Raw genomic sequence first — 23064 nt, 5'->3', positions numbered from 1 at the left:
TGCATGCTGGCGATGGTGGCGGACCATCGGGCAAGCCCAGCTTATGGCGCTTGTGTTGCAGCTCTTTGCGCACCGCCCGTGTGGCGGCGGTGTATCGCTCAGCCTTGCACCAGATCGGTCAATCGCAGGGTGGCGATACGCTCGATCTGGCGCAGTGCCTCGACGAATTCCACTTCCGGCGCGTTGGCCAGCCGCTGGCTGAAACGTTCGATGATCTGCTGCCGGTCGTGGCCCCGCACCGCCATGATGAATGGAAAGCCAAACTTGGCGTTGTACGCGGAATTGAGGGATTGCAGCCGGGCAAACTCATCCGGTGTGCACGCATCGAGCCGCGCGCCGGCCTGCTCGCGGCTGGACTCCGCGGTCAATTCCCCACGCACCGAGGCGCGGCCGGCCAGCTCCGGGTGGGCACGCACCAGCGCCAGTTGTCGCGCGTGCCCGGCTTCCCGCATGGCACACAGAAGTGCATCGCGCAGGGCCTCGAATGAGCCGAAGGGGCGCTTTTCCCAGGCTGCGTCGGCAACCCATGGAGAATGCTCGAAGATACCGTCGAGTGCGGCGATGAAAGCGTCCCGGTCGAGGCTGGAGAGTGACTGCAGGGTCGTCATGGCGAAGGGGCCTGTCTGCGGTTCTTGTCGTCTTGATGGCAGCGTAGTAGCAGCCCGCGGCCCGGGCAATCCATCGTCACCTATATCGAACTTGTCTGCCGCGCATGATGGGACCGGCGCCTGATGCCGTCCGTGACATGTGCCCGCGCACATACGGTGTATTCGCGGGCAGCTCGGGCCCCGCTCCTATAATCGATTCAAGCCTCGCAACAGGACTTTGTCATGGGACTCTCCACCCACGTGCTCGATACCGCCCACGGCCGTCCGGCCGCCGGCATGCGCTACCGGCTCTATCGGCTTGCCGATTCGGAAGCCAGCGCACGCACCCTGCTGCGTGAAGGGGCGACCAACGACGATGGCCGCACCGATGGGCCGCTGCTTGCCGGCGACGCGCTGCAGGCTGGGTTCTATGAACTTCTTTTCGACGCCGGCGCGTACTTCCGCGCGCAGGGCACGGCGTTACCGCAGCCACCGTTCCTCGACGTGGTGGTGCTGCGCTTTGCCGTGGCCGACGCCGCGGCGCACTACCACGTCCCGCTCCTGGTCTCGCCGTGGAGCTATAGCACGTACAGGGGAAGTTGATGGACACCGGGTATCTCATCGAAGTCGCCAGCCTGTGCCTGCGCTGGCTGCACCTGATCGTCGGCATCGCGTGGATCGGTGCGTCGTTCTACTTCGTATGGCTCGACAACCACCTGACGGCGCCCACCGATCCGGTGCTCAAGGAAAAGGGCGTCGGCGGCGAACTGTGGGCCGTGCACGGCGGTGGTTTCTATAACCCGCAGAAGTACCTCGTCGCACCCAGGACGCTGCCGGAGGACCTGCACTGGTTCAAGTGGGAGGCGTACTCGACCTTCATCACCGGCTTTCTGCTCATCGCAGTGCTGTATTACTTTCAGGCCAGCGTGTACATGATCGACCCGGCGGTGTCGTCGATCTCAACGTCGGACGCCGTCGACATCGGGCTGGGCACATTGATCGTCGGCTACATCGTCTACGACCTGCTCGCACGGCTGCTCATCGAGCGCAGCCAGTTGCTGTTCGGCATCATCTACGGCGCCTTCGTGGTGGCTGTCACCTATGTGCTCACGCACTTTCTTTCGGGCCGTGCGGCGTTCATCCACGTGGGCGCCATGCTCGGCACGACGATGGCGGCCAACGTGTTCTTCTGGATCATTCCGGGCCAGAAGAAAATGGTCACCGCCATGCAGAAGGGCGAGTTGCCCGAAGCCATCCACGGCAAGCGCGGCAAGCAGCGCAGCGTGCACAACAATTACCTCACGCTGCCTGTGCTGTTCTGCATGATCAGCAACCACTACGCCTTCACGTACACGCATCCGCAGTCGTGGCTGGTGCTGTCGCTGATCATGATCGCGGCGGTGCTGATCCGTCATTTCTTCAATCTGCGTCACCGCGGCGAGGTGAAGCTCGCGTACCCGATCGTGGGTGGAGTCATTCTGCTGGGCGTGTTCGCATGGGTTTCTCCGCGCCCCGTCGCCGCGCCTGCTGCCGTGAGCAGTGCAGCCGCGGTGGCACCCGTCGCGCCGGTGACGCTGGCCGAGGTGACGACCATCATGCAGCAGCGATGCGTGGCCTGCCACGCCGCCAAGCCGACGATGATGCCCTCGGCGCCGGCCGGGGTGATGTTCGATACGCCCGAACGGATCACCTCTCAGGCGCAGCGGATGTATACGCAGGTGGTGACGCTCAAGGCCATGCCGTTGGCGAATGTCACGGCGATGACGGATGAAGAGCGGGCGAAGGTGGCCGCATGGGTGGAGGCGGGCGCCAAGCCTTAGTTGCCGGCTTGTGGCGGCTATTTGAAGGCGCTTTCTTGCTGGGGTCCCGGCGGCCGGGAGTTTGCCCGCAACGCATATTCGGCCTGCGCACAAAGCGCTGGCGTTCATGAATCTCCCGTTACATCACAGTGTCAGCGACATCGCGAGTGCGGCAGGGCTACGCATTCGTCGTGCGGTCGCTGGTGGAGAGCGATACCGCAGCATTCGCCCGCACGTGTCACATTCGCCGCAAGGTGGGCGAGGCGACGATCCATGGCGCGCTGTCGCAAACAGTAACCCACCATCCCTTTGCGCTGTCGCAGGACTCGCAGCGCTGTGAGTTCTCTCAGACTCGCATCGCGCTGACGCTCGATGTGCGCATATCGTTTTCCCGCCTGAATGTCCCCTGGCCGGATCAGCCGCTTTGTCCCCCGTGAGCCGGCTGACGGGGCTCTGTGTGGCCAGTCGGGGGCGTCCCCGCACGCAATTTCAATGCCTCCTGAGCAGCCGAAAATCCCCGCTTGCAGCCTACTTAATTTGCGTCAACATCCGACAAAATCCTTCTGTAACGTTTCACTGAAACGCTACAGTAGACTCAAGTTCGAACCCGGCGCACACCGCCGTGGGCGGCTTGTGTCGTCATGTCTGAGTGAAAAACAGGAGGAGGGTCCCATGATCAAATCCACAAACAAGCGGTCGATTCGTGGCGTCGTGCACGCCTGCGCAGCGGCGATGGTGTTCGCGTTCGGTCTACATGGGGCGCAGGCGGCTCCGGTAGTGACGCTGCGCATGTATTCCTCACTGCCTGCAGATGCCAACTCCGCTCACTACGTGTGGTTCGAGCGGTTTCAATCCAATCTGCAGAGCAGATTCAAGGACGCCATCAAAGTGAATTACTTTCCCAATGCAATGCTGGGGAAAGAAGCCGACGCGGTTCAGCAAGTGCGCCTGGGCGCCATCGACATGATGGCGTCCGGCACTTCCATCTGGTCCACCTTGGTGCCGGAAATCGGCGTACTGGATCTGGGCTATCTGTTCGAGGACTCGGATCACGTGGGACGCGCCCTCGACGGCAAGGCGGGGGAATTGATCTCCAAGCTCATGATGAAGAAGGCCAACGTCAAGCCGCTGGGCTTCGGCTACAGCCTCGGCGCGCGCAATGTCTACACGCGCAAACCGATCAATGCTCCGGCCGATCTGAAAAACGTGAAGATCCGCGTGCTGCCTGTGCCCAACTTCATTGCCACGCTCAAGGCCATGGGGGCGACGCCCATTCCGATGCCGGGCGGCGAAGTGTATTCGGGCCTGCAGATGGGCGTCATCGACGGGCTCGAACATGACTCGGCAACGGTTCTTTCGAGCAAGTTCTACGAGATCGCGAAGTACTGCACGCTGACCCAGCATATCTACAACCCGATCGTGGTGAACATCAACAGCGCCTCGTTCGAGCGTATTCCGCAAAATATGCGGGCAGGCTTCCTCGAAGCCGCTGCTGAAGCCACGGCCTACGAGCGCAAGCTTGCCAATACCGCAGAAGCCAAAGCCTTCGACGAGTTGAAGGCGCGTGGCGTGACGGTCCAAAAGACCGATCGTGCGTTCTTCCGGCAGGCCGTCAAACCCGTCTGGGCGACTTTCTCGCAACAGAATCCCTCGACGGTCCCCATCCTCGAAGCCATTCAAGCCGCCGAAAACAAATAGGACGTTGTTCTGGCTATCGCGACCGGGCGGAGGCGCACTTCGCCCCGGTCCGACGCCGCGCAATGCCTCGCGGCCGATGAGCCTCATCGGCCTCCGATTGGTCCTCCTGCATGGGATGCATCATGTCTATCGATTCCCGGACAGAAAACCTGATACCCGGACTCACTGTCCTTCACAGTCTGAGCCGTTCACTGACGACACTGACTGCCGTCATCGGCGCCGTCGCTCTGTTTGCAGACGTCATCGTCGTTTTCATGTCGGTCATATGGCGCTACATGCTCCATACGCCCATTGAATGGGCCGAAGAAGTCGCTCGGGCGCTGATGGTCACGCTGGTCTTCTGCGGAGTGGCGACCTCGACAGGGCGCGGCGGCCATCTCGGCATCGACCTGTTTCTCGGTTGGCTACCGGCGGGCGTGCGCGAGTACATCTCGCACATGAGCCGTTGGGTGTTGTTCGTCGTCTCGGTGGGCCTTAGCTGGTCCAGCCTTCTACTGGTGGAGGCTGCCCTCGCTCAGACGACCGAGACCGGACTGCCGCAAGTCATCTACGTTGCACCGGTACTCCTCGGTGCGATCGTGATGATGGTCGCCTCGCTCCAGCACGCGCTGGAGGCCCGTCCGCGCTTGGTGATCGGCGCGGCTGTGGCTGTCGGCGTGCTGGCATTGGCGGGCTACGTCTTTCTTCAAACGGCGCCCGACCCGGCAAGTGCGCCCGCGCTATTGATGCTCGCCTGTTTTGCGCTCGGGATTTTCGCCGGCGTACCGATTGCCTTCACGCTCGCGATCTCTGCGATGGTGTTCTTCACCAGTCAGCCTTCGCTTCCGTTTGCGTTTTTTGCGCAGCAAGTGGCTGCGGGGGTCGATCACTTCGTACTGCTGGCGATTCCGTTCTTCCTGCTGGCAGGGGCTGCCATGGAGGTAAATGGCATGTCCTCCCGCCTGGTCGAACTCATCGTTCGCGGTATGGGCCGGGTGCGCGGCGGCATGGGAATCACAACCGTGCTATCCATGGCCTTCTTCTCCGGCATCTCGGGCTCGAAGCTGGCCGATGTGGCCGCCGTTGGCGGTGTGCTCATGCCCGCCGTGCGTCGCGCAAAACAAAGCAGCGAAGACATGGCGGGGCTGTTTGCCGCGTCGGCCGTCATGGCCGAAGCGATCCCGCCGTGCGTCAATCTGATCGTCATGGGCTTCGTGGCCAACATCTCGATTGGCGCGCTCTTCGTGGCCGGCCTCGTTCCGGCTGCGTTCCTCATGCTGTGCCTGCTTGTGGCCGCCGCAGTCTTCGGCCAGCGCGTCAACGTCAAGGATGCCTATCCGGTCCTCATGCCGATGAGGCAACTCATCATCGGCGCGGCCGTTGGTTTGATCATGGTGCTCATGATCGGTCGCGGCGTCATGGCGGGCATTGCAACGTCTACCGAAATATCGGCCTTTGCCGTCGTATACGCGATCATCGTCGGGCGTCTGGCCTTCCGCGAGCTGACATTCAAAGCGACGATCAAGCTCTTCGTGGACGTGGCCGCAAAGTCGGGCATGTTGCTGTTCATCGTGGCCGCGGCGGGCAGCCTGTCCTATGCCCTGACCATCGAGATGATTCCGCAGCAGATCGCACACCTCCTGGGCAGCATCGGGTCCAGTCATGGGTCGTGGCTGTTCATGTTGCTGACCATCGTCATCGTGACCCTCTTCGGTGCTGTGCTCGAAGGCGCCCCGGCACTGATCATCTTCGCCCCGATCCTCGTGCCCATCGCTTTGCAGTTGGGCTACAACCCGCTGCACTACGGGATTCTCGTCGTGCTCTCGATGGGCCTGGGCCTGTTCTCGCCTCCTATCGGGCTGGGGCTCTACGCCACGTGCGGCATCTGCGGCGTCTCCATGAAAGACGTGATCAGGCCAATGGTCAAGTACTGGGTCATTCTCATTGCGGGTCTCCTGGTTCTGGCGCTGGTGCCGTCGCTCACCACCTGGCTGCCGAAACTGATGGGTTACGTCACCTGATGTGCCTCCACGCATCGATTCGATATGCATTTTTTGAACGTCAGAGAAAGGGAAACAGATGGGCTCGTTGACAGGCAAGCGCGCATTGATCACCGGCGCGGAACAAGGCATAGGCAAGGCCGTGGCCGAAGGGTTGCTCAAGGCCGGCTGCGACATTGCCATTCACTATTTTTCCGGCGAGGAAGGCCCGCAGGAACTGGTTGCCCTGGCCCAATCGCTGGGGCGCAAGGCTCAGTACTTCCAGGCCGATTTGACGCATGAAGCGGCGGCCGTGGAGATGGTCCACCGCGCAGTCTCGTTCCTCGGCGGGCTCGACGTACTGGTCAACAACGTGGGGGGGCTGGTGGAGAGGCGGCACCTCGAAGCCGTCGACATGAGTTTCTGGAAGAAAGTCATCGACATCAATCTCACCACCATGATGTTGGTGACGCGCGAGGCCGTGCCCCATCTGGCGAAGTCCGGCGGCGCATCCATCGTCAACCTCGCTTCGCTCGCCGGTCGTAAGGGCGGACACGGCGGCTCGCTGGTCTACTCGATGACCAAGGGCGCCGTATTGACCCTGACGCGTGCGCTGTCGGCGGAACTGGGCCCGCAAGGCATACGCGTCAATGCTGTCGCACCGGGCCTGATTCTTGGCACGCGCTTCCACAACGTTCACACCACCAGGGAGTCCGCCGACGAGACGATCCGTGGCATTCCGCTCGGCCGCGCTGGCGATGTGCAGGACGTTGCGCGCCCGATCGTCTTCCTCGCCTCGGAATACGACGGATTCGTGACCGGCGAAACCATCGACATAAACGGCGGCGTCTACTGCGCCTGACAAAGCACGCACCGTCGGGCTCTGTCCTGGCCGGACGGTGGCTTGTTGAATCTCAAGAAGAGGACTCGATGCTCAAATCCAAGTTGCTGCACCCCGAAATGCTCAGATGCCTGGCTTCATCGGGGCATTTCTCCCGCATCCTCATCGCCGATGGAAACTATCCGTTCGTCTCGCGTTCGGGACCCAATGCCAAGATCGTGTATCTGAATCTCACGGCAGGGATTCCTAAAGCAACAGACGTGTTGGCGGCCATCCTCGACACCGTTCCCGTCCAGGGAGCGACGGTCATGGAGACCCCAAATGGCGAGCGGCCGGCCATTCACGACGAATATACGTCGATGCTGCCAGGGGCCGTCATCATCGACCGGCTCGAGCGGTATGCCTTCTACGATGCGGTCTGCTCGCCACTGACATCGCTCGTGGTCGCCACAGGGGAGACGCGCCGCTTTGCGAATCTTCTGTTGTCGATCGGGGTCGTCAAGCTGGAAAAGGACGAGCGGTACTAGCGCGTGGCACGCACGCCCATCCCCGACCCCGCTCAGAGCATGGAAACCGGCGCCGAGGCCGACCGCATCTGTATGATCCAACCGTGCTCGGCCTCGACGGAAGATCGTAGAATGAATCCACGCGCCACGCTCTTCTAGCGCTTCGCTTCGGCTGTCCGAGCAAAAACCGCAGGCGGCTGCCAGAACAGACGTGGGCGTCATCGCGTTTCGCTAATGAAGCGCACCCAAACACCGCCCAATCGGCATGGGCAATCCTAAAGAAAACGATGACGAAAATTCAGGATGTCGCGCGCCGTGCGGCAGTATCTGTGACCAGCGTTTCCAATGCCATCAATGGCCGTACCGACCAGATGCGCAAGGAGACGCTGGAGCGCATTGAGGCCGCGATCGCGGAACTCGGCTTTCGACCCAGCCATGCGGCCCGCCAGCTCAAGACCGGACATACGGCGATGCTGGGCTTGCTTGTCCCCTCGATCGCCAACCCAAGCTTTGCCGCCCTGGCGCGGGCTGTCGACGTGGCGGCGCAGAAAAGCTATGGCTACCGCGTCTTCCTCGGCAACACCTACAGGCAGTTGGAAAACGAGAAGAGCTTCATCGACGATTTGCTCGCCCAAGGGGTGCGCGGCGTAATCGTGGTGTCGGCTCAGGTGGAGCAGGAGCACTTCAGGGAGGCGCTGCGCAAAGGCGTGGCAATGGTCAACTACGACGGCCGCAGCACCTTGCGCTCATCCCCGAGCGAACTGGCCATGGACAGTGTCTCCATGAACAATGTGGAGGCCGGCCGCCTGGCGGCACAACACCTTATCGACAGAGGTTGCCGCAACATCGCCTTCGTCACGGAATCCGCCCGTACCAATTCGCGTACCGACAAGATCGAAGGGTTCTTCTCGGCCGTGGCCGACGCAGAGGGCGTGACGAGCGCCATCATCGAAGACAGAGCGCTCGCCGAATACGGCGATTCCGAAATGGCGGAGTTGGGCCGTTCTTTGGCCGAACGCATCAGCAGCATGTCCCAAAGCCCTGATGGAATCGTTGCCGTCAACGACATGCTGGCCATTGGCATGCTTGCAGGTTTTCGCAGTTGCGGCGTACGCGTGCCGGAGGACATTTCCATTGTCGGCATCGACGACATACTGCTGTCCTCACTGGTTGCGCCAGCGATCTCGTCAGTCTCTCCGCCGCTACCGAAAATGGCACAACTGATGGTGGATCGGCTGATCTCGCGTATCGCCGATCCGTCCATTCCTGCGCGGGAGTTTCTGCTCCCGCCCAAGCTGATCGTGCGGGACTCCGTCATCGCCCGATAGCCAGCCGGTCTTGGATCGGTTTTGAGAGGTTCGTCCCGAGGGGCGCGGCAAGAGGCGAGGGGACACATGGGGCGCCCGGACGCCCTTTGTCATGGGCGAAATCGCGGGACATTCCTGCCCCGCGTTCGCACCGGCCGCACGGTGTTACCCATGTTCTCGCACGCTATGCCTGCTGAATGGCGTACATCCCCCCGAACCGTGTGCTCGCATCATGCGAAAGTCCGTGGAAGGAACCTTCCTCCACCAACTGCCCACGTTCAAACACGAGGATCTTGTCCGCTTCCTTCAGCGTACTGATCCGATGCGCGACGATGATCATCGTCTGATCCTCGCCGCGATGGCGCAGCAGACCATCCATCACGCGTTGCTCGGTCGCAGAATCGAGCGCCGAGGTTGCTTCATCCAGCAGCAGGATCGGCGCGTTGCGGCATACCGCGCGGGCGATGCCCACGCGCTGGCGCTCCCCGCCCGACAGCGAATAGCCGCGTTCGCCGACGACCGTGTCGAGCCCTTCTGGCAGGCGCGCGATGAGGTCTTGCAGGCAGGCGATGTGGCAGGCGCGCTCGACCACTTCGGCGGGCACGTCGCGCATCATCGTCAGGTTTTCGCGCAGGGTGAAGTTGAACAGTTCGGTCTCTTGCAGCACCACGGCCACGTGCGAGGTGAGTTCTTCGTGGCGGATGTCGGGGATCGATTCTTCGCCGATGCGGATGCTGCCCGATTCAAGGTGATACAGCCCCAGCAGCAGTTTGATGAGCGTCGATTTGCCGGAACCGGAGTGACCTGCCACGCCGATGATCTCGCCGCGCTGAATGGTCACGGTCAGCGGGCCGATCGCAGGCTTGTCGCCATAGCGGAATACGGCCTTGTCGATGCTGATGCGCTGCCAGTTCGCGGGGAACTTGCGTTCGCCCTTGCTCAGGCTGTGGTTGCCCCAGAAGATCGGCATCATGCGGCCGAGGTTGGACTTGCGTTCGATCATCGTCTGGATGCGGTCGGCAAAATCGGTGGAGGCGTCGCGCAGCTTGTCGAAGTAGGCCGCATACGTGACGAAGAAACCCGCCGCCAGGTGTCCCTTCATGACCATGAAGCCCACGATGATCAGGTAGCCCGCCCAGCACATGCTGTTGTGGATCTGGTAGCACATCCACTTGGTGTTCGACAGGCGCAGGCGTTCATACGACAGCTTGCGCGCCAGCTCTTCGCGTTGCGCGACGTTGCCCGTCATGCCATCGGCGGCCCCCATCGCTTTCACGGCCAGGATGTTGGCGGCGCTTTCCACGAAGCTGCCGCTGGCGTTTTCGATCGACCGGTTGATACGGTCGGACAGGCGCGAGATGCGGTAGTCGAAGTAGCGCTCGATGCCGAACAGCACGCCGAGGTAGTACAGAAAGAAAAAGCCGAACCACGGGCTCAGCAGCAAGCCCGCGACGAGCGAGCCGATGACGACCACGAGTGCGGTCGAGGCTTGCGTGATGATGTCGCTGGTCCATTCGCGGATCGCTTCGGAGCCGGTGATGATCCGCTGCGCCTTGTTGCCGGTGGATTCCTGTTGGTGCCACGACAGCGAAAAATCGAGCAGCCGCTCAAAGCCCTGCACCTTGGCGCGGTAGCGCGCGTTCAGGCTCATGCGGCCCAGCATGCGTTTGCTCGACAGCCGTACCAGCGCCACGATGGCGTTGGCCACCGCCAGCATGCCCACGAACCAGAAGAGCGGCGCGATGCTGGGCTTGTCGCCGACGTGGCCGATGTAATCGATCAGGAAGTTGGCGATCAGGCCGATGAAGTAGGGCGGCACCATGTTGAAGCACAGCACCAGGAGCAGCACGCCCCAGAAGAACAGGTACTTCTTGCGTTCTTCACCAAGGAAATACCAGATGGCGCGCGGCAGGTCGAGCGCACGGAATTCGTCTTCGCCTGAGACAGTCTTCATGTTCTTTCGCCGCGAGCGCGGTGACCGGAAGGGGATACGAGGGGGCAGACAGAACAATCGCCGGCCCTGTGCAGGCCAGCGATCGATAGGGCGTGATTATACGCTTACCCTCGAGTTCCCACGGTGCCCGCCCGGGCGGGATTCGTAACAGAGTTTTCGTCCGGGCGCGCGCGCTCAGGTCGGGTCTTCGGGCTCGCCAGAGGTGAGCGCCGCTTCGGACGGCGGCAGATCGCGCGCCGGCACGATCAATTCGCCGCGCATGCGCGTCCATTCCTGCAGCAGCCGGTAGACCACGGCCAGCAACGTCGGCCCGAGGAAGATGCCGATGAAGCCGAAAGCGATCACGCCGCCCATCACCCCCATCAGCACGAGCACGAACGGCATCGCCGAACCGCGGCTGATCAGCAGCGGTTTGAGGAAGTTGTCCACGCTGCCGACCAGCACCGCGCCCCAGACGACCATGAAGACCGTCCAACCCACGCCGTCGTTCACGTACAGCCAGATGGCGGCGGGAATCCAGATGATGGGCGGGCCGATAGGCACGACCGCTACGAAGAAAGTGATCAGCCCGAGCAGTGCGGAGCCCGGCACGCCGGCGATGGCCAGCCCGATGCCGGTCAGCAGGGCCTGGATCGCGGCCGTGCCCATGATTCCGTACACCACGCCCGAGATGGTGGTGCCGGCCAGTTCGGTCAGCCGCACGCCGGCTTCTCCGCCCAGCCGCCAGAACACTGCCCGCAGGCGGCCGGCAAGGTGTTCTCCATGCAGGAACATGAAGAACGCAATGAAGATGCTCAGCGCCATCTCAAGCATGCCGGTGCCCAGCACGCTGGCCACCCGCAGCAGGAAATGCCCGACCGGTGCACGAATGCCTTCGAGCTGGGCCATGAACCATGACCGGTCCTGCAGCGCGTGCAGCCAGGCCTCCTGCAGGCGCGCGCCAACGATCGGCACATTCACGAGCCAGCTCGGCGGCTGGTTCAGGTTGGAACGAAGCTGCGCCCACATGGCGCCGAGTTCTTCCCAGTTGCTGGTGAGGTTGGCGACGACGATCGTCAATGGCGCGAGCATCACCACCACGATCAACAGCGTGAGCAGCGTGGTGGCCAGGCCGCGGCGGCCACCCGTGCGGCTCTCGATCCACTGCAGCAGGGGCCAGCCGGCCTGCGTGAGGATGGCCGCCCAGATGATGGAAGTCAGGAATGGCAGCAGCACCATGATGCTGCCGGCCGCAAGGGCGACCAGCGCGATGGCGGCGATCCAGCGATCGGCTCTTTTGGCGAACATGATGGCCTCGTTCTTTGGTGGGGCGACGGCGCGCGACGGGCGCGCCCCGCGCATCCTCGCACAAACACGCGGGGATGACAGCGTGCTGCCCGGGAGACCGCCGCTCCGCAGCGGTGCCGCGTTGCCGGATCAGCCCTGCGATTTGGTTTCGAGCTGCTCCCAGCGTTCGAGCATTTCGAGCAACTGTTCTTCGATGGTGTCCAGCCGCGTCTTGAGGGCGGTGACCTCCTGCGGCGCATCGCGATAAAGCGCAGGGTCGGCCATGCGGGCCTGGATCGATGCCTGCTCGGCTTCGAGCGCCGCGATCTTGCCCGGCAGTTGATCCAGCTCGCGTTTTTCGTTGAACGACAGCTTGACCGTGCGCGCCGTTGTGCGGCGATCGGCCTCCGCCGAGCGTGCGGCGGTTTCCTTGGGGACTGCCTTGGCAGTCTGCGCGGCTTCGTCTTTCTTGACGCGCAGCCAGTCGGCATAACCGCCCGCATATTCGCCCCAGCGGCCGTCGCCTTCGGAAGCGATGGTCTGCGTCACGACGTTGTCGAGGAATGTCCGGTCGTGGCTGACGAGGAACACCGTTCCGTCATAATCCTGCAGCAGGTTTTCGAGCAATTCGAGTGTTTCGATGTCCAGGTCGTTGGTCGGCTCGTCGAGCACCAGGATGTTGGCCGGGCGCGCGAACAGACGCGCCAGCAGCAGTCGGTTGCGTTCGCCGCCCGACAGCGACTTCACCGGCGAGCGGGCGCGCTGCGGCGAGAACAGAAAGTCGCCCAGGTAGCCGATGACGTGCTTGCGCGTGCCGCCGATTTCCACGAAGTCCGATCCCGGGCTGATGACGTCGGTCAGCACCGCCTCGGGGTCGAGCACGCTGCGGAACTGGTCGAAGTACGCAACCTGCTGGCGCGTGCCGCGACGTACGTTGCCTTCGTCCGCTTCGAGTTCGCCCAGGATGAGCCGCAGCAGCGTGGTCTTGCCGGCGCCGTTGGGGCCGATCAGGCCGATGCGGTCGCCGCGCAGGATGCGCGACGAGAAATGCCGCACCACCCAGCGTTCGCCGAAACGTTTGCCGACGTCATGCAGCTCGGCAATCATCTGGCCGGAAGACTCGCCTCGTTCAAGCTGGAAACTCACGTTGCCGACGCGATCGCGGCGCGCGGCACGCTGGCGGCGCAGGTCTTCCAGCCGCTTGACGCGACCTTCGTTGCGCGTGCGGCGCGCTTCCACGCCCTTGCGGATCCAGACTTCTTCCTGTGCCAGGAATTTGTCGAACTCGGCGTTGCTCTTCGATTCCATCGCCAGCATGTCGGCCTTGCGCGACTGGTATTGCGAAAAGCTGCCGGGAAAGCTCGCCAGGTTGCCGCGGTCAAGTTCGCAGATGCGCGTGGCGACGTTGTCCATGAAGGCGCGGTCGTGGGTGATGACCACCACGCTGCCGCGGAACGCGCGGATGAGCTCTTCCAGCCAGCCGATGGCGTCAATGTCGAGGTGATTGGTAGGTTCATCGAGCAGCAGCAGATCGGGTTCGCCCGCCAGCGCACGCGCCAGCGCCACGCGCTTGATGCCGCCACCCGATAGCGATGCGACCTTCGCCGAGCCGTCGAGCTTGAGGCGGTCGAGGACCTGTTCGACCTTGTGATGCAGCGCCCAGCCGTTGTTGGCTTCGAGCTGATGCTGGAGCGATTCGAGCTGCGCCAGCGCGACCGAATCGCCCTGTGCCACGGATTGTGCCGCGCGGTGATAATCGGCGATCAGGCGCGCGGCTTCGCCAATGCCATCGGCGACGGTCGAGAACACGTCGCGGTCCAGGTCGAAGTCGGGTTCCTGCGCAACGTAGGCCGCTCGCAGGCCGGGTTGGCGCCACACCGTGCCGTCGTCGAGCTTCGCCACGCCGGCCAGCACCTTCAGCAGGCTCGACTTGCCTGCGCCGTTGCGCCCGATGAGCGCGACTTTCTCGCCCGGTTCGAGGACCAGTTCGGCGCGGTCGAGCAGAGCCACGTCGCCAAAGGCGAGCGAAGCGTTTTCGAGGGTCAGCAAAGGCATGGCAGATACGGCACGGGCGACTCAAAAGGGCCACAATTCTACCGCCTCGCGCCAGCAAGGTCCGCTCCGGCGCGCCATACTGCAATCGGCGACCGTCGCAATGGACGGCGCAGCCATCCGGTGAGGAGATTGAACCATGAAGAAACGTGATGCCATTGCCGTCCTGGCGGGCGTGTCGCTGGCCACCGCGGCGTTGCTGTTCTCGGGGGGGGCGCTAGCCAAGCGCGTGTCGGAAGCCGCACGCGATGAAATCAAGCCCGGCCAGACCATGGCCGAAGTCGTCGCACGATTCGGCGAACCCAACCGCTTGGTGCAATGGCGCACCGGCGTGCGCACCATGTTTTACGACACCGACACATCCCCCGGCTACACCGACGCCACGCTGCACGTCGATATCGGCCCGGACGACAAGGTGATCGGGACCGACGTGCAGCAGAGCGGGCCGGATTCGAACTGGAGCGACAACGGCAGATGAGCGGCGTGCAGATACATTTGCTGCGGTAACAGAAGTGTTATGCGCGCTCGCATGTCCACACAATTTCACTGAAACGCGGCGGGTTTCTTGCAGGTCTAGAAGGGCATCGGCGTTGCGTCCCCGCGTGGCGCCGACATCCCCCAGACCTTTCGCAGGAGATCCGCCATGAAAAAGACCCAAGCGATGCAACTGGCTGCCGGCGCTGCGCTGGCATTCTCGGCCCTCGTCGGTGCTTCGACCGCCTCGGCCGCGATGTCATCCGGATACGTCAGCACGGACGCCTTCAACAAGATCCAGCCCGGCGAAAGCCGCGATCAGGTCGTCGCACAGATCGGCCAACCCGAACGCACCGTGACCTGGCCGCTGACGCATACCCAGACGATGTACTACACGACCGACGACACGGGCGACTTTTCGAATGCCGTCGCGCATGTCGATCTGGATGCCAGCGGCAAGGTGATCGGCGCCGACATCTCGGCCGACGACGCCCAGGAATGACCTGGCGTTTCAGCGTGCCCACTTGAGGGCGGGCAAAAATATCGCATTTACCCGCCTGTTAGTATCGATGGATGTCGCCCTTGATCCGTTCGAAGCGTCTCATCCGGCTGCTGGCCCTGCCGCTGTTCATTGCATGCGCAACGGCAGTTGCCCAGCAGACTGAGTCCATCAAAGCGCCTCCCAGCACCGATGTGCCGCTCAATCATGAGTGGCGCAACGGCCCGGCCGGCATGCCGTCCGTCACCGATGATCGCTTGGTCACGGTCGCCTCTGCCCCGACTGTCAGTGGCAACGCCTACCCGTGCTCGCTGGGAAAGGCGACTGTTGCCGTGGTGGCGATGCTGGCCTGCGGCTTCAGCGGTCGCTGCGCGCAGACCGGTCCGATGGCGTGCGACGCTCCCGAGGCGTGGCGCAGATATCGCTAATAAGAAGTTGCTGACACGCCTGTGTCGGATGTTGGATATCGGTCACCCCTATCGCTTGCGGGGCCTTGCGCCAAGGCATTTTCGGGTAAGCTCTCGCGTTGAGCGTTTTGACTCATGCTTTTGGTGCGCTGCACCGCAATTCAAACGATAAGGGAAACTCATGAACAAGACCGACCTGCTGGCCGCGATTGCCGCCAAGACCAACCAATCCAAGGCCGCCACGGGTGAATTCCTGGACGCCGCCATTGCCGTGATCGAAGAGGCCGTTGCTTCCGGCGACGCCGTGACGCTGGTCGGCTTCGGCACCTTCAAGGCCGCCGAGCGCGCTGCTCGCGAAGGCAAGAACCCGAAGACCGGCGAAAAGATCAAGATCGCCGCTGCCGTCGTGCCGCGTTTCTCCGCTGGCGCCGGTTTCAAGGCCAAGGTTGCCGCTGGCAAGAAGTAATCTCGCTCTCTTGCAGCGAATCGAAAAACGGGCGCTTCGGCGCCCGTTTTCATTTCCCGCCCGCTATTCACCAATGCGCCAGCCGACCTGCACTCCGCCAGAAAATCCCCCGCCTGGCGTGCCATGACCTGTTTCGTTTCTGTTGTCTGTTGCATTCGCGCAACATTTTCTGCCGCTTTCGATGTCCCGTCATCCGTCCCTCAGCGCGGCTTTCGTCAATGACCGCCTGCCTGCATGGAGCGCCGGTCCGGGCGTCCCGACTCTCTGCTTCGTCTTGCACCGGGAGCGCATCCAAAGCTCGCCGCCGATCGGGCTTCACGAAGGTTGGTCGGCGTTCTGATTGCAAGCGGCATCCTGCGCCCGTGCCGTCGTCGGACCCCGAACGCGCGCGAATGTCAGATCCGTCCCTTGTCGGTCAGCCCGTAGGTCCACAGCGGGCTGGCAAGCATCAGCAACAGCAGGCGTATGACGTGATGCGTGCTCACGTACGAGGGATCGAGGTTCAGCGCGAAAGCCATGATGGTCATCACCTCGACGCCGCCCGGCGCGTAGGCCAGCCAGATTTCCGCGAAGGGCAGGTCGAGCACGATCCGGCACAGCGCTGCAAATACGGCTGCGATTGCGATGGCCACAAAGATGCTGCCCAGCGCAGGTCGAATGGTTGCCAACAGCAGTTCGATACGCGTGCCTGCGAAACGGCTGCCGATGGCGGCCCCCGTGCACACGAACGCCGCGGTGAGCAGCATCGGATCGAGCCGACCGTTCACCCAACCGGCCGCATGCAGCAGCGCGCTCACCAGCATTGCACCGACGAGCATCGCGCCCGGCACGCGTAGTCGCGCCAGCAATATCGAGCCTGCGGCTCCGCACATCAACATGATGGCCGCATCGATCAATGTCGCGGCCGGCATCACAACGGGTTTGAGTTTCTCTCCGCTGCCGAACATCAAGACCAACGGCACCAGCGAAACGAGCACGAATTGGCGCAACGTCTGCGACAACGCCACCGTCGGCAGATTGGCGGTGGTGCCGCTGGCCAGCGCGAGCACCGCCGAGAGTGCACCCGGCACGGCCGAGAGTTGCGCCGTCGCACGATCCCAGCCATGTCGACGGCGCAGGTATTGGGCACCGATGAACATGCTGGCGGCCACCGAGCACAGGAGGATGGCGATGCTCACAGGCCACAACAGGATGTCATGCAGGGTATCGGGCGTGATCGAACTGCCCATCGACGTTCCGAGCACGATGAAGGTCGCGTCACGCAATGCATGCGGCACGCGGGTGGGCAAGCCGCCAAGCGATACGGCCGCCACCGCCAGCATGGCGCCGCACAGCCAGCCAGCCGGCATGCCCAGGAGGTTGAGCAGCGCGCCACCGCCCGCGCCGGTGAAGAGAGTGAACAGCGTGATGGCGGGCTTGCCGGCGTGCCACGCGTCTTTGTTGTTGAGGAATCGCATCAGCGTGCCGCCACCTCGTCGGACATGGCAGCACGGGCGAGCCTCGATGATGGATCGCTGTCCATGTGTGGGCTGAGGGTGTTGGCGCACACACATCGTAGAGGCGCGCCGCGTTTTGTGCCACAGCGACGCAGGGGCCCACCCACTGGGCGGGCGACACTCCGACTAGTTGGCGGCCGCCTTCTGCGCCTCGGCAATCCAGCCGTCGAACAGCTTCTGGTGCGCCTTGATCCAGCCGTCGACGTGGCGTTCGATGTCGGCCTGCTTGTTCTCACCGCTACGCATGCGCAGGTTCTGTGCGTTCACATCTGCCACCGGCAACTGCATGACGGCGAAGAGACGCGCCGCTGCCGGGTTCTTGTCTGTAAACGTCTTGTTCGCGACGATGTGCTGCGTGTTGATGGGAAAGCCGAAATCACGTCCATCGGGCAGTCGCGTCGACACCTTGGCCTGTTCGCCGGGCAGCGAAGAAAACGGCACCTGCAGCCAAACGACGTCCTTGCCGGGTTGGAGTTCGGCGCTCACCCAGTACGGCGTCCACGTGTAGTAGAGCACCGGCTTGCCTTGTTTGAAGCGCGCGATGGTGTCAGCGATCAGCGCCGAATAGCTGCCCTGGTTGTGCGTGACGGTGGCGCGCAGGCCATAGGCGTCGAGCTGGTGTTCGATGGCCTGCTCGCAGCCCCAGCCAGGGTTGCAGCCGGTCAGGTCCGCCTTGCCGTCGCCGTTGGTGTCGAACAGCGCGGCAATCTTCGGGTCCTTCAGTTGCGCAATCGAGGTGATCTTGTAGCGCTCGGCCGTCTTGCGGTCGATGAGGTAGCCCTGCAACGACTGGCCGATGTACGTGCCTTCGCGGCTCAGCCTGGCGGGGCCGCCGGCGTTCTTGTAGAAATCATCGTGCAGTGGTTTCCAGCTGACCGCCATGAAGGTGGCATCGCCGTTGGCGAGCGCCAGATAGCCGGTGGCGTATTCGATTTCCTTGATCGGCTGCACGTCGTAACCCAAGCGTTGAAGCGCGCGCGAGACGAGCAGCGTCTGGAAGGTTTCCTCGGCGATCGAACTCTTGATCGGTTGCACGCGCACGCCCTTGCCGGGTAGCGATTGGGCATGGGCGGGCAGGGCGATCGCCAGCGCGAGGATGGTCGCGCCCGCACCTAGCACGGTGCGCAGGCGGCCGAAGAAAGACGACCAAATCGTATGGGTGACTGTCATGCAAGTCCTCCTGTTGAATGTTGAAACGTGATTCAGTGAGCGCGTGCCGGTGCGGTGGCCTCTTGCACGTCTGCCGCGCCGCGCAGGCGGACGAACGTGCCGGTGACGAGGCCGGCCGGGCCGCGCTGCCACCAATGACGACCGTTGCGGCGCGAGCGGCCCAGCGCCTGCGTGAGCCGGTCCAGCGTGATGGCCAGCAGGACGATGCCGACGCCGCCGATGGTGGCCAGCCCCATGTCGAGGCGACCGATCCCGCGCAGCACCATCTGCCCCAGACCGCCGACGGCGATCATCGACGCGATGACGACCATCGACAGCGACAGCATCAGCGCCTGGTTGATGCCGGCCATGATCGATGGCATGGCCAGCGGCAGTTGCACCTTGACGAGCATCTGCCACGGCGACGCGCCGTAGGCGCGCGAGGCTTCGATGAGGTCCGGGCGCACCTGGCGGATGCCCAGATCGGTGAGGCGGATCAGCGGCGGCAGGGCAAAGACGATGGTGACGATGACGCCGGGCACGTTGCCGATGCCGAACAGCATCACCACCGGCACGAGGTAGACGAAGGCGGGCGTGGTCTGCATGGCGTCGAGCAGCGGGCGCGCGATATTGCGCAGGCGGTCGCTGGCCGCGAGCGCGATGCCCAGCGGCAAGCCGAGCACGACGCAGAACACCAATGAAGTCAGCACCAGCGACAGCGTGGTCATGGCGTCCGACCAGATGCCGAGCATGCTGACCACTGCCAGCGATACGAGCGTGCCGAGGGCGGCCGCGCGGCCGGCGAATTGCCATGCCAGCAAGCCGACGAGCAGCATCATCCAGCCCGGCGGCATGCTTTGCAGGGTCGATTCGATGGACCCAAGCAAGCCGTCGATAGGCAGGCGCACGCTCTGGAAGAAGGGGCGGAAGTGCAGCACCAGCCAGTCAAGGCCGGAATTGATCCAATGCTCCACGGGGAGCGAGCCGTCCCACAGTTGTGACAGGTGCAGGCCATTGGCATGCGGTGTCGGGTCGGTGGGGGCCGCGCCGAGCCACGAAGTGTCGGAGGCCGCATCGGGGGCGTTGCTCCACGGGTCGGCCGAGGCGGATGCGTCGGGCGCGGTCTGCCAGGGATCGGCCGGGAGTGTTGCATCGGTGGGCGTGGACGGCGCGGCGTCGAACGCGCTGCCGAGCGTATCGGTGTCGATCGAGTTTGTCGTGTTATCCATGATGAAGTCTCAATGAGGCGCGCTCCGCGGCGAATGGCCGCGGAGACCGCGTTGGGGCGGGACGAGCAGGCCGCTTAGAGCGGGCCGCGGTCGAGAAAGCGCAGCAGCGTGGTTTTGCTGATGGCGCCGCAGTACGTGCCCTTGTCATCGACCACGGGCACGGCAAAGCGCGATTGCGCGACGTGCCCGAAAAGTTCGCTGACCGGGTGGACGGCGCGGATGGGCTCGACGTCCGACAAGAAGGCGTGGTGCAGCCCGAGCGGGCCATGGTGGCCGTCGAGCGCTTGCCGCAGCGAATCAGCCGAGACCATGCCGAGGTACTGTCGCGTGGGGCTGACGACGGCGGCGTGGTCGCGGTCTTCGTCTTCCATGATCTGCAGCGCGGCGCGCGAACCTTTGTGCGCCGATTCGGCGACCACCACGAGCTGCGTCTTGCGCGCAATGTCGGCCGCCTTGAAGACGGCGGCAGCATCGACGCCGCGCACGAAAGTGCTGACGTAGTCGTTGGCGGGATTGCGCAGGATGTCTTCGGGCGTGCCCACCTGAACGACTTCGCCGTCTTTCATGATGGCGATGCGGTCGCCGATGCGCATGGCTTCATCGAGATCATGCGAAATGAATACGATGGTGCGCCGGCGAACCTGCTGCAGGCGCAGCAGTTCGCTCTGCATTTCGGTGCGGATGATCGGGTCGAGCGCCGAAAAGGCCTCGTCCATCAGAAGGATCGACGGGTCCGACGCGAGTGCGCGTGCGAGCCCGACACGCTGCTGCATGCCGCCGGAAAGCTCATCGGGGTAGCTGTCGCCCCAGCCGTCCAGCCCGACCTGGGCAAGCGCAGCGTCGGCGGCTTCCAGGCGTTGTGCGCGGGGCACGCCGGCCAGTTCCAGCCCGAAGGCGGCGTTCTCGCGCACCGTGAGGTGCGGCATGAGCGCGAACGACTGGAACACCATGCTGATGTCCTTGCGCCGCAATTGGCGCAGGCGTCCGCGACCGTAGGCGTTGATGTCCTCGCCATTGATGAGGATGCGCCCGGCGGTCGGCTCGATCAGCCGGTTGATGAGGCGGACCAGGGTCGACTTGCCCGAACCGGACAAGCCCATGATGACGAAGATCTCGCCCGCGTTGATTGAAAAACTGGTGTCGAAGACACCGATGGATTGGCCTGTTTCGGCCATGACTTCTTGCTTGGATTTACCTTGGCTGGCTGCCTCCAGTGCGCGCTCGGGGTTGTCTCCGAACACTTTGAACACGTGGTCCAGCACGATCTGTTCAGTCATTGCGCCTTGCTCTCCTTGTGAAAGGTCGTCAAGCGCCGCCAATCAAGTGACGACACGGAACGAGCAGACCGAAGGCATGCCCGTAGCGAGTGCACCCCGGCATTCAGCGTGAATGCCGACGAACGATTTTTTTGATGCGCAAGCAGCCCTGTGGCAGGTGCTGCGACCACGAAGAAATGTTCCGTGGCGAGGCATCGTAGAAGCGCATTGGTAATGCGCCGGCTGACCGGACGACCTTCGCGAGAATGGCGAGCGTCGTGCCGACAAATGGTGACTGAGCGTCACGCAGATCTTCGTGCGGAGCGAAGAAAGGACTTGCATTTGTATCATATTATTTCGGCTCCTGCAAAACCGAGGCCGGAAGAGGGCACGCGAGCAGCGCTGCTCGGATGGCTATCGTCGCCCGTTTGGGAGTGAGAGAAGCAAGGCCGGGTGCAACAAAAAAGGGCGCCGTAGCGCCCTTTGTGTGTCTGCTTACCGGCTTATTGCAGCGGCCAGAGCAGGCGATCCAGCGATGTCTTGGTCTTGCTGTCGGTATCGACGTAATTGCGCAGGACGGTCGCGTAGGCGCCGGTCTTGTAGGCCCGTTCGGCCTGCAGCAGGATCGGCACCAGTTCATTGAGCGGATAGCTTGTTTCTTCCGTGCCCTTGAATTCCCAATTCGCCGGCGCAGTGGTCGCCGCCACGTTCGACAGGTAGTCGATGGCGCGCTTGATGCCGCGTGCGTCGATCTCAAGATTCCACAGGTCGATCTTGCAGCGATACTGCGGGAAGGCTGCGCACGAATCGTCGTTGGCGGCGGTCGGCATGTCGGCTGTGTTGACCTGTTCGGCGTAACGAGCGATCAGTTGCAGGGCGATCAGGTTGTAGGCGCTGTAGTGGAAGGGACGCGTGCGTTCCAGCTCCATGTACATCTTGCCGGTGGTGGCGATCTGCGCGGCAACGCGGCGCGTCTGTGCGTCGTAGATCACGCGGCGCGCGGAGTCGCGATCACCCACGAACAGGTAATACGCAGCCAATTGCGCGTCGTAGTACGAGCCGTGGTTGTTATGCCAGACGTTCTCTTCGTGGCCGGTCGTACTGTTGACCATCCAGTTGGCAAAGTCCGAATACCACTTGCGCAGCGCGGTCACCTCGCTGTTGGTGAGCTCGCCGCTCGGCGCAATCAGCGCAACGGAGTCGATCACACGCCACATGTCGGCCATGTCGATGAGGCCCGTGCCGCGCCCGTCCACCACGCCGATGATCGCCTGACCGAAGCGCAGGTTGGGGTTCATGCGCGTTTCCGGTTTGAGGAACCAAGTGCGGATGACTTCGGCCGCCTGCTTGGCGTACTTGGCGTCCCCGGTAAAGTAATACGCCAGGCCCAGGTTCTGGGCGGCATTGATCATCGTGCCCTTGCGATTGGCGTCGGTGTAATCGGGGTTCTTGGAGTCCGGATTGGTCTGGCCGTCCTTGCGGATATACGGCTTGCCGTCCGGTGTGGCGGGGTTCGGCCACCAGTACGGGCCACGGCTGATGTAGTCGTGCATGTCGCCGCTGGGCGGCGCGACCTTCTTGTTCATGACCGTTTCGGGCGTGGCGGTGAGCGCCTTGTCGGCGGCGGCCTTCAGCGTATCCCAGGCCGGCTTGAGTTCAGCGTCCGCAAAGTTGCTGCTCTGCAGGCGTTGCTTGGTGACGGCGAGATAGGCCGGATCGAGCGTGACCAGGGTCGGCTGGACGAACGATGCGTCCGACGACGAGGTGCTGCTACTGCTGCCGCCAGTTCCGCCTCCTGGCGCCGGGTCGGCGGCATTGCTGCTGCCACATGCGCTCAGCGCGACCGCCAGCGCCACCGTGGCGGCGCCGAGCGTCAGATGTTGTGCCCACTTCATGCTCATTTCTTTGGTCTCCTCTTGGTTGAAAACGACATCGGCATATCGCTGATACGAACAGAAATAGCGCGCCAGCAGTAATCGCTTACCAAGGCACGGCAACGCGAACATGCATACATGTCGACGGCATGGAAGAGCGCAATCCTCTGCCGGAGTAAAACGTTTAACAATACGGGTTCACTTGTATGTCAAATGCAACGGCTCATGACAAAGGCGTTTTGGAAC

21 protein-coding genes are annotated in these 23064 nt (G+C 63.2%); 12 read left to right on the top strand and 9 right to left on the bottom strand.

Features of this window, described 5'->3' with window-relative positions; all coding sequences use genetic code 11:
- Positions 1-98: 98 nt before the first annotated feature.
- Positions 99-608, bottom strand: coding sequence for a 2-oxo-4-hydroxy-4-carboxy-5-ureidoimidazoline decarboxylase (gene uraD, locus ACDA63_RS03040; protein WP_373661697.1), 510 nt, complete (start codon positions 606-608; stop codon positions 99-101).
- A 222-nt stretch (positions 609-830) separates the two neighbouring features.
- On the opposite strand from uraD, the gene uraH reads away from it, so the two are divergent.
- The 8 genes from uraH to ACDA63_RS03000 all read left to right on the top strand — a co-directional run bounded on the left by uraH (position 831) and on the right by ACDA63_RS03000 (position 8717).
- Positions 831-1190: a hydroxyisourate hydrolase gene (gene uraH / locus ACDA63_RS03035; RefSeq protein WP_373661696.1), complete on the top strand. Its 360-nt coding sequence runs from the start codon at positions 831-833 to the stop codon at positions 1188-1190.
- Positions 1190-2407 (top strand): urate hydroxylase PuuD, encoded by a 1218-nt coding sequence (locus ACDA63_RS03030; RefSeq protein ID WP_373661695.1) that lies wholly within the window; start codon positions 1190-1192, stop codon positions 2405-2407. The genes uraH and ACDA63_RS03030 overlap by 1 nt, the downstream gene beginning before the upstream one ends.
- Before the next feature lie 146 nt (positions 2408-2553).
- Positions 2554-2823: a hypothetical protein gene (locus ACDA63_RS03025; protein ID WP_373661694.1), complete on the top strand. Its 270-nt coding sequence runs from the start codon at positions 2554-2556 to the stop codon at positions 2821-2823.
- 235 nt (positions 2824-3058) lie between these two features.
- Complete coding sequence (locus ACDA63_RS03020) at positions 3059-4084, top strand: TRAP transporter substrate-binding protein (RefSeq protein WP_373661693.1); 1026 nt, start codon at positions 3059-3061, stop codon at positions 4082-4084.
- Between the two features lie 122 nt (positions 4085-4206).
- A complete protein-coding gene (locus ACDA63_RS03015; protein ID WP_373661692.1) occupies positions 4207-6084 on the top strand; it encodes a TRAP transporter large permease subunit in 1878 nt (625 codons plus the stop codon).
- 58 nt (positions 6085-6142) lie between these two features.
- On the top strand, positions 6143-6904 hold the full coding sequence (locus tag ACDA63_RS03010) for an SDR family NAD(P)-dependent oxidoreductase (protein ID WP_373661691.1): 762 nt from the start codon (positions 6143-6145) through the stop codon (positions 6902-6904).
- Positions 6905-6972: 68 nt separating this feature from the next.
- Positions 6973-7410 (top strand): RbsD/FucU family protein, encoded by a 438-nt coding sequence (locus ACDA63_RS03005; protein ID WP_373661690.1) that lies wholly within the window; start codon positions 6973-6975, stop codon positions 7408-7410.
- Positions 7411-7676: 266 nt separating this feature from the next.
- Positions 7677-8717, top strand: coding sequence for a LacI family DNA-binding transcriptional regulator (locus ACDA63_RS03000; protein WP_373661689.1), 1041 nt, complete (start codon positions 7677-7679; stop codon positions 8715-8717).
- A gap of 163 nt (positions 8718-8880) precedes the next feature.
- On the opposite strand, the gene ACDA63_RS02995 is transcribed toward ACDA63_RS03000, so the two are convergent.
- The 3 genes from ACDA63_RS02995 to ACDA63_RS02985 form a co-directional block, all read right to left on the bottom strand.
- Positions 8881-10650, bottom strand: coding sequence for an ABC transporter ATP-binding protein (locus ACDA63_RS02995; RefSeq protein ID WP_373661688.1), 1770 nt, complete (start codon positions 10648-10650; stop codon positions 8881-8883).
- 174 nt (positions 10651-10824) lie between these two features.
- The gene (locus ACDA63_RS02990; RefSeq protein ID WP_373661687.1) at positions 10825-11937 is read right to left on the bottom strand and encodes an AI-2E family transporter; all 1113 of its coding nucleotides are present in this window, start codon (positions 11935-11937) and stop codon (positions 10825-10827) included.
- Positions 11938-12066: 129 nt separating this feature from the next.
- Positions 12067-13971: an ATP-binding cassette domain-containing protein gene (locus ACDA63_RS02985; RefSeq protein WP_373661686.1), complete on the bottom strand. Its 1905-nt coding sequence runs from the start codon at positions 13969-13971 to the stop codon at positions 12067-12069.
- 136 nt (positions 13972-14107) lie between these two features.
- Here ACDA63_RS02985 and ACDA63_RS02980 point away from each other — a divergent pair, with 136 nt between their 5' ends.
- From ACDA63_RS02980 to ACDA63_RS02965, 4 genes are all read left to right on the top strand, one after another.
- The gene (locus ACDA63_RS02980) at positions 14108-14446 is read left to right on the top strand and encodes a hypothetical protein (protein ID WP_373661685.1); all 339 of its coding nucleotides are present in this window, start codon (positions 14108-14110) and stop codon (positions 14444-14446) included.
- A 165-nt stretch (positions 14447-14611) separates the two neighbouring features.
- Positions 14612-14944 (top strand): hypothetical protein, encoded by a 333-nt coding sequence (locus ACDA63_RS02975; protein WP_373661684.1) that lies wholly within the window; start codon positions 14612-14614, stop codon positions 14942-14944.
- Between the two features lie 80 nt (positions 14945-15024).
- Positions 15025-15369, top strand: a complete 345-nt coding sequence (locus tag ACDA63_RS02970; protein WP_373661683.1) for a hypothetical protein — start codon at positions 15025-15027, stop codon at positions 15367-15369.
- 160 nt (positions 15370-15529) lie between these two features.
- On the top strand, positions 15530-15814 hold the full coding sequence (locus ACDA63_RS02965) for an HU family DNA-binding protein (protein ID WP_373661682.1): 285 nt from the start codon (positions 15530-15532) through the stop codon (positions 15812-15814).
- Positions 15815-16209: 395 nt separating this feature from the next.
- On the opposite strand, the gene ACDA63_RS02960 is transcribed toward ACDA63_RS02965, so the two are convergent.
- From ACDA63_RS02960 to ACDA63_RS02940, 5 genes are all read right to left on the bottom strand, one after another.
- Positions 16210-17271 (bottom strand): AbrB family transcriptional regulator, encoded by a 1062-nt coding sequence (locus tag ACDA63_RS02960; RefSeq protein WP_373661681.1) that lies wholly within the window; start codon positions 17269-17271, stop codon positions 16210-16212.
- Positions 17272-17436: 165 nt separating this feature from the next.
- Positions 17437-18480, bottom strand: coding sequence for a glycine betaine/L-proline ABC transporter substrate-binding protein ProX (proX, locus tag ACDA63_RS02955; protein WP_373661680.1), 1044 nt, complete (start codon positions 18478-18480; stop codon positions 17437-17439).
- A 32-nt stretch (positions 18481-18512) separates the two neighbouring features.
- A complete protein-coding gene (proW, locus tag ACDA63_RS02950; protein ID WP_373661679.1) occupies positions 18513-19688 on the bottom strand; it encodes a glycine betaine/L-proline ABC transporter permease ProW in 1176 nt (391 codons plus the stop codon).
- A gap of 74 nt (positions 19689-19762) precedes the next feature.
- Positions 19763-20965, bottom strand: coding sequence for a glycine betaine/L-proline ABC transporter ATP-binding protein ProV (gene proV / locus ACDA63_RS02945; protein ID WP_373661678.1), 1203 nt, complete (start codon positions 20963-20965; stop codon positions 19763-19765).
- A gap of 482 nt (positions 20966-21447) precedes the next feature.
- A complete protein-coding gene (locus ACDA63_RS02940) occupies positions 21448-22845 on the bottom strand; it encodes an alginate lyase family protein (RefSeq protein WP_373661677.1) in 1398 nt (465 codons plus the stop codon).
- Between the last annotated feature and the right edge of the window lie 219 nt (positions 22846-23064).

The organism is Uliginosibacterium sp. sgz301328 (assembly GCF_041807905.1).
Taxonomy (GTDB): domain Bacteria; phylum Pseudomonadota; class Gammaproteobacteria; order Burkholderiales; family Rhodocyclaceae; genus JBGVSA01.
The sequence above is the reverse complement of the archived record's forward strand: the minus strand, read 5'-3'. Positions and strand labels throughout refer to the sequence as shown.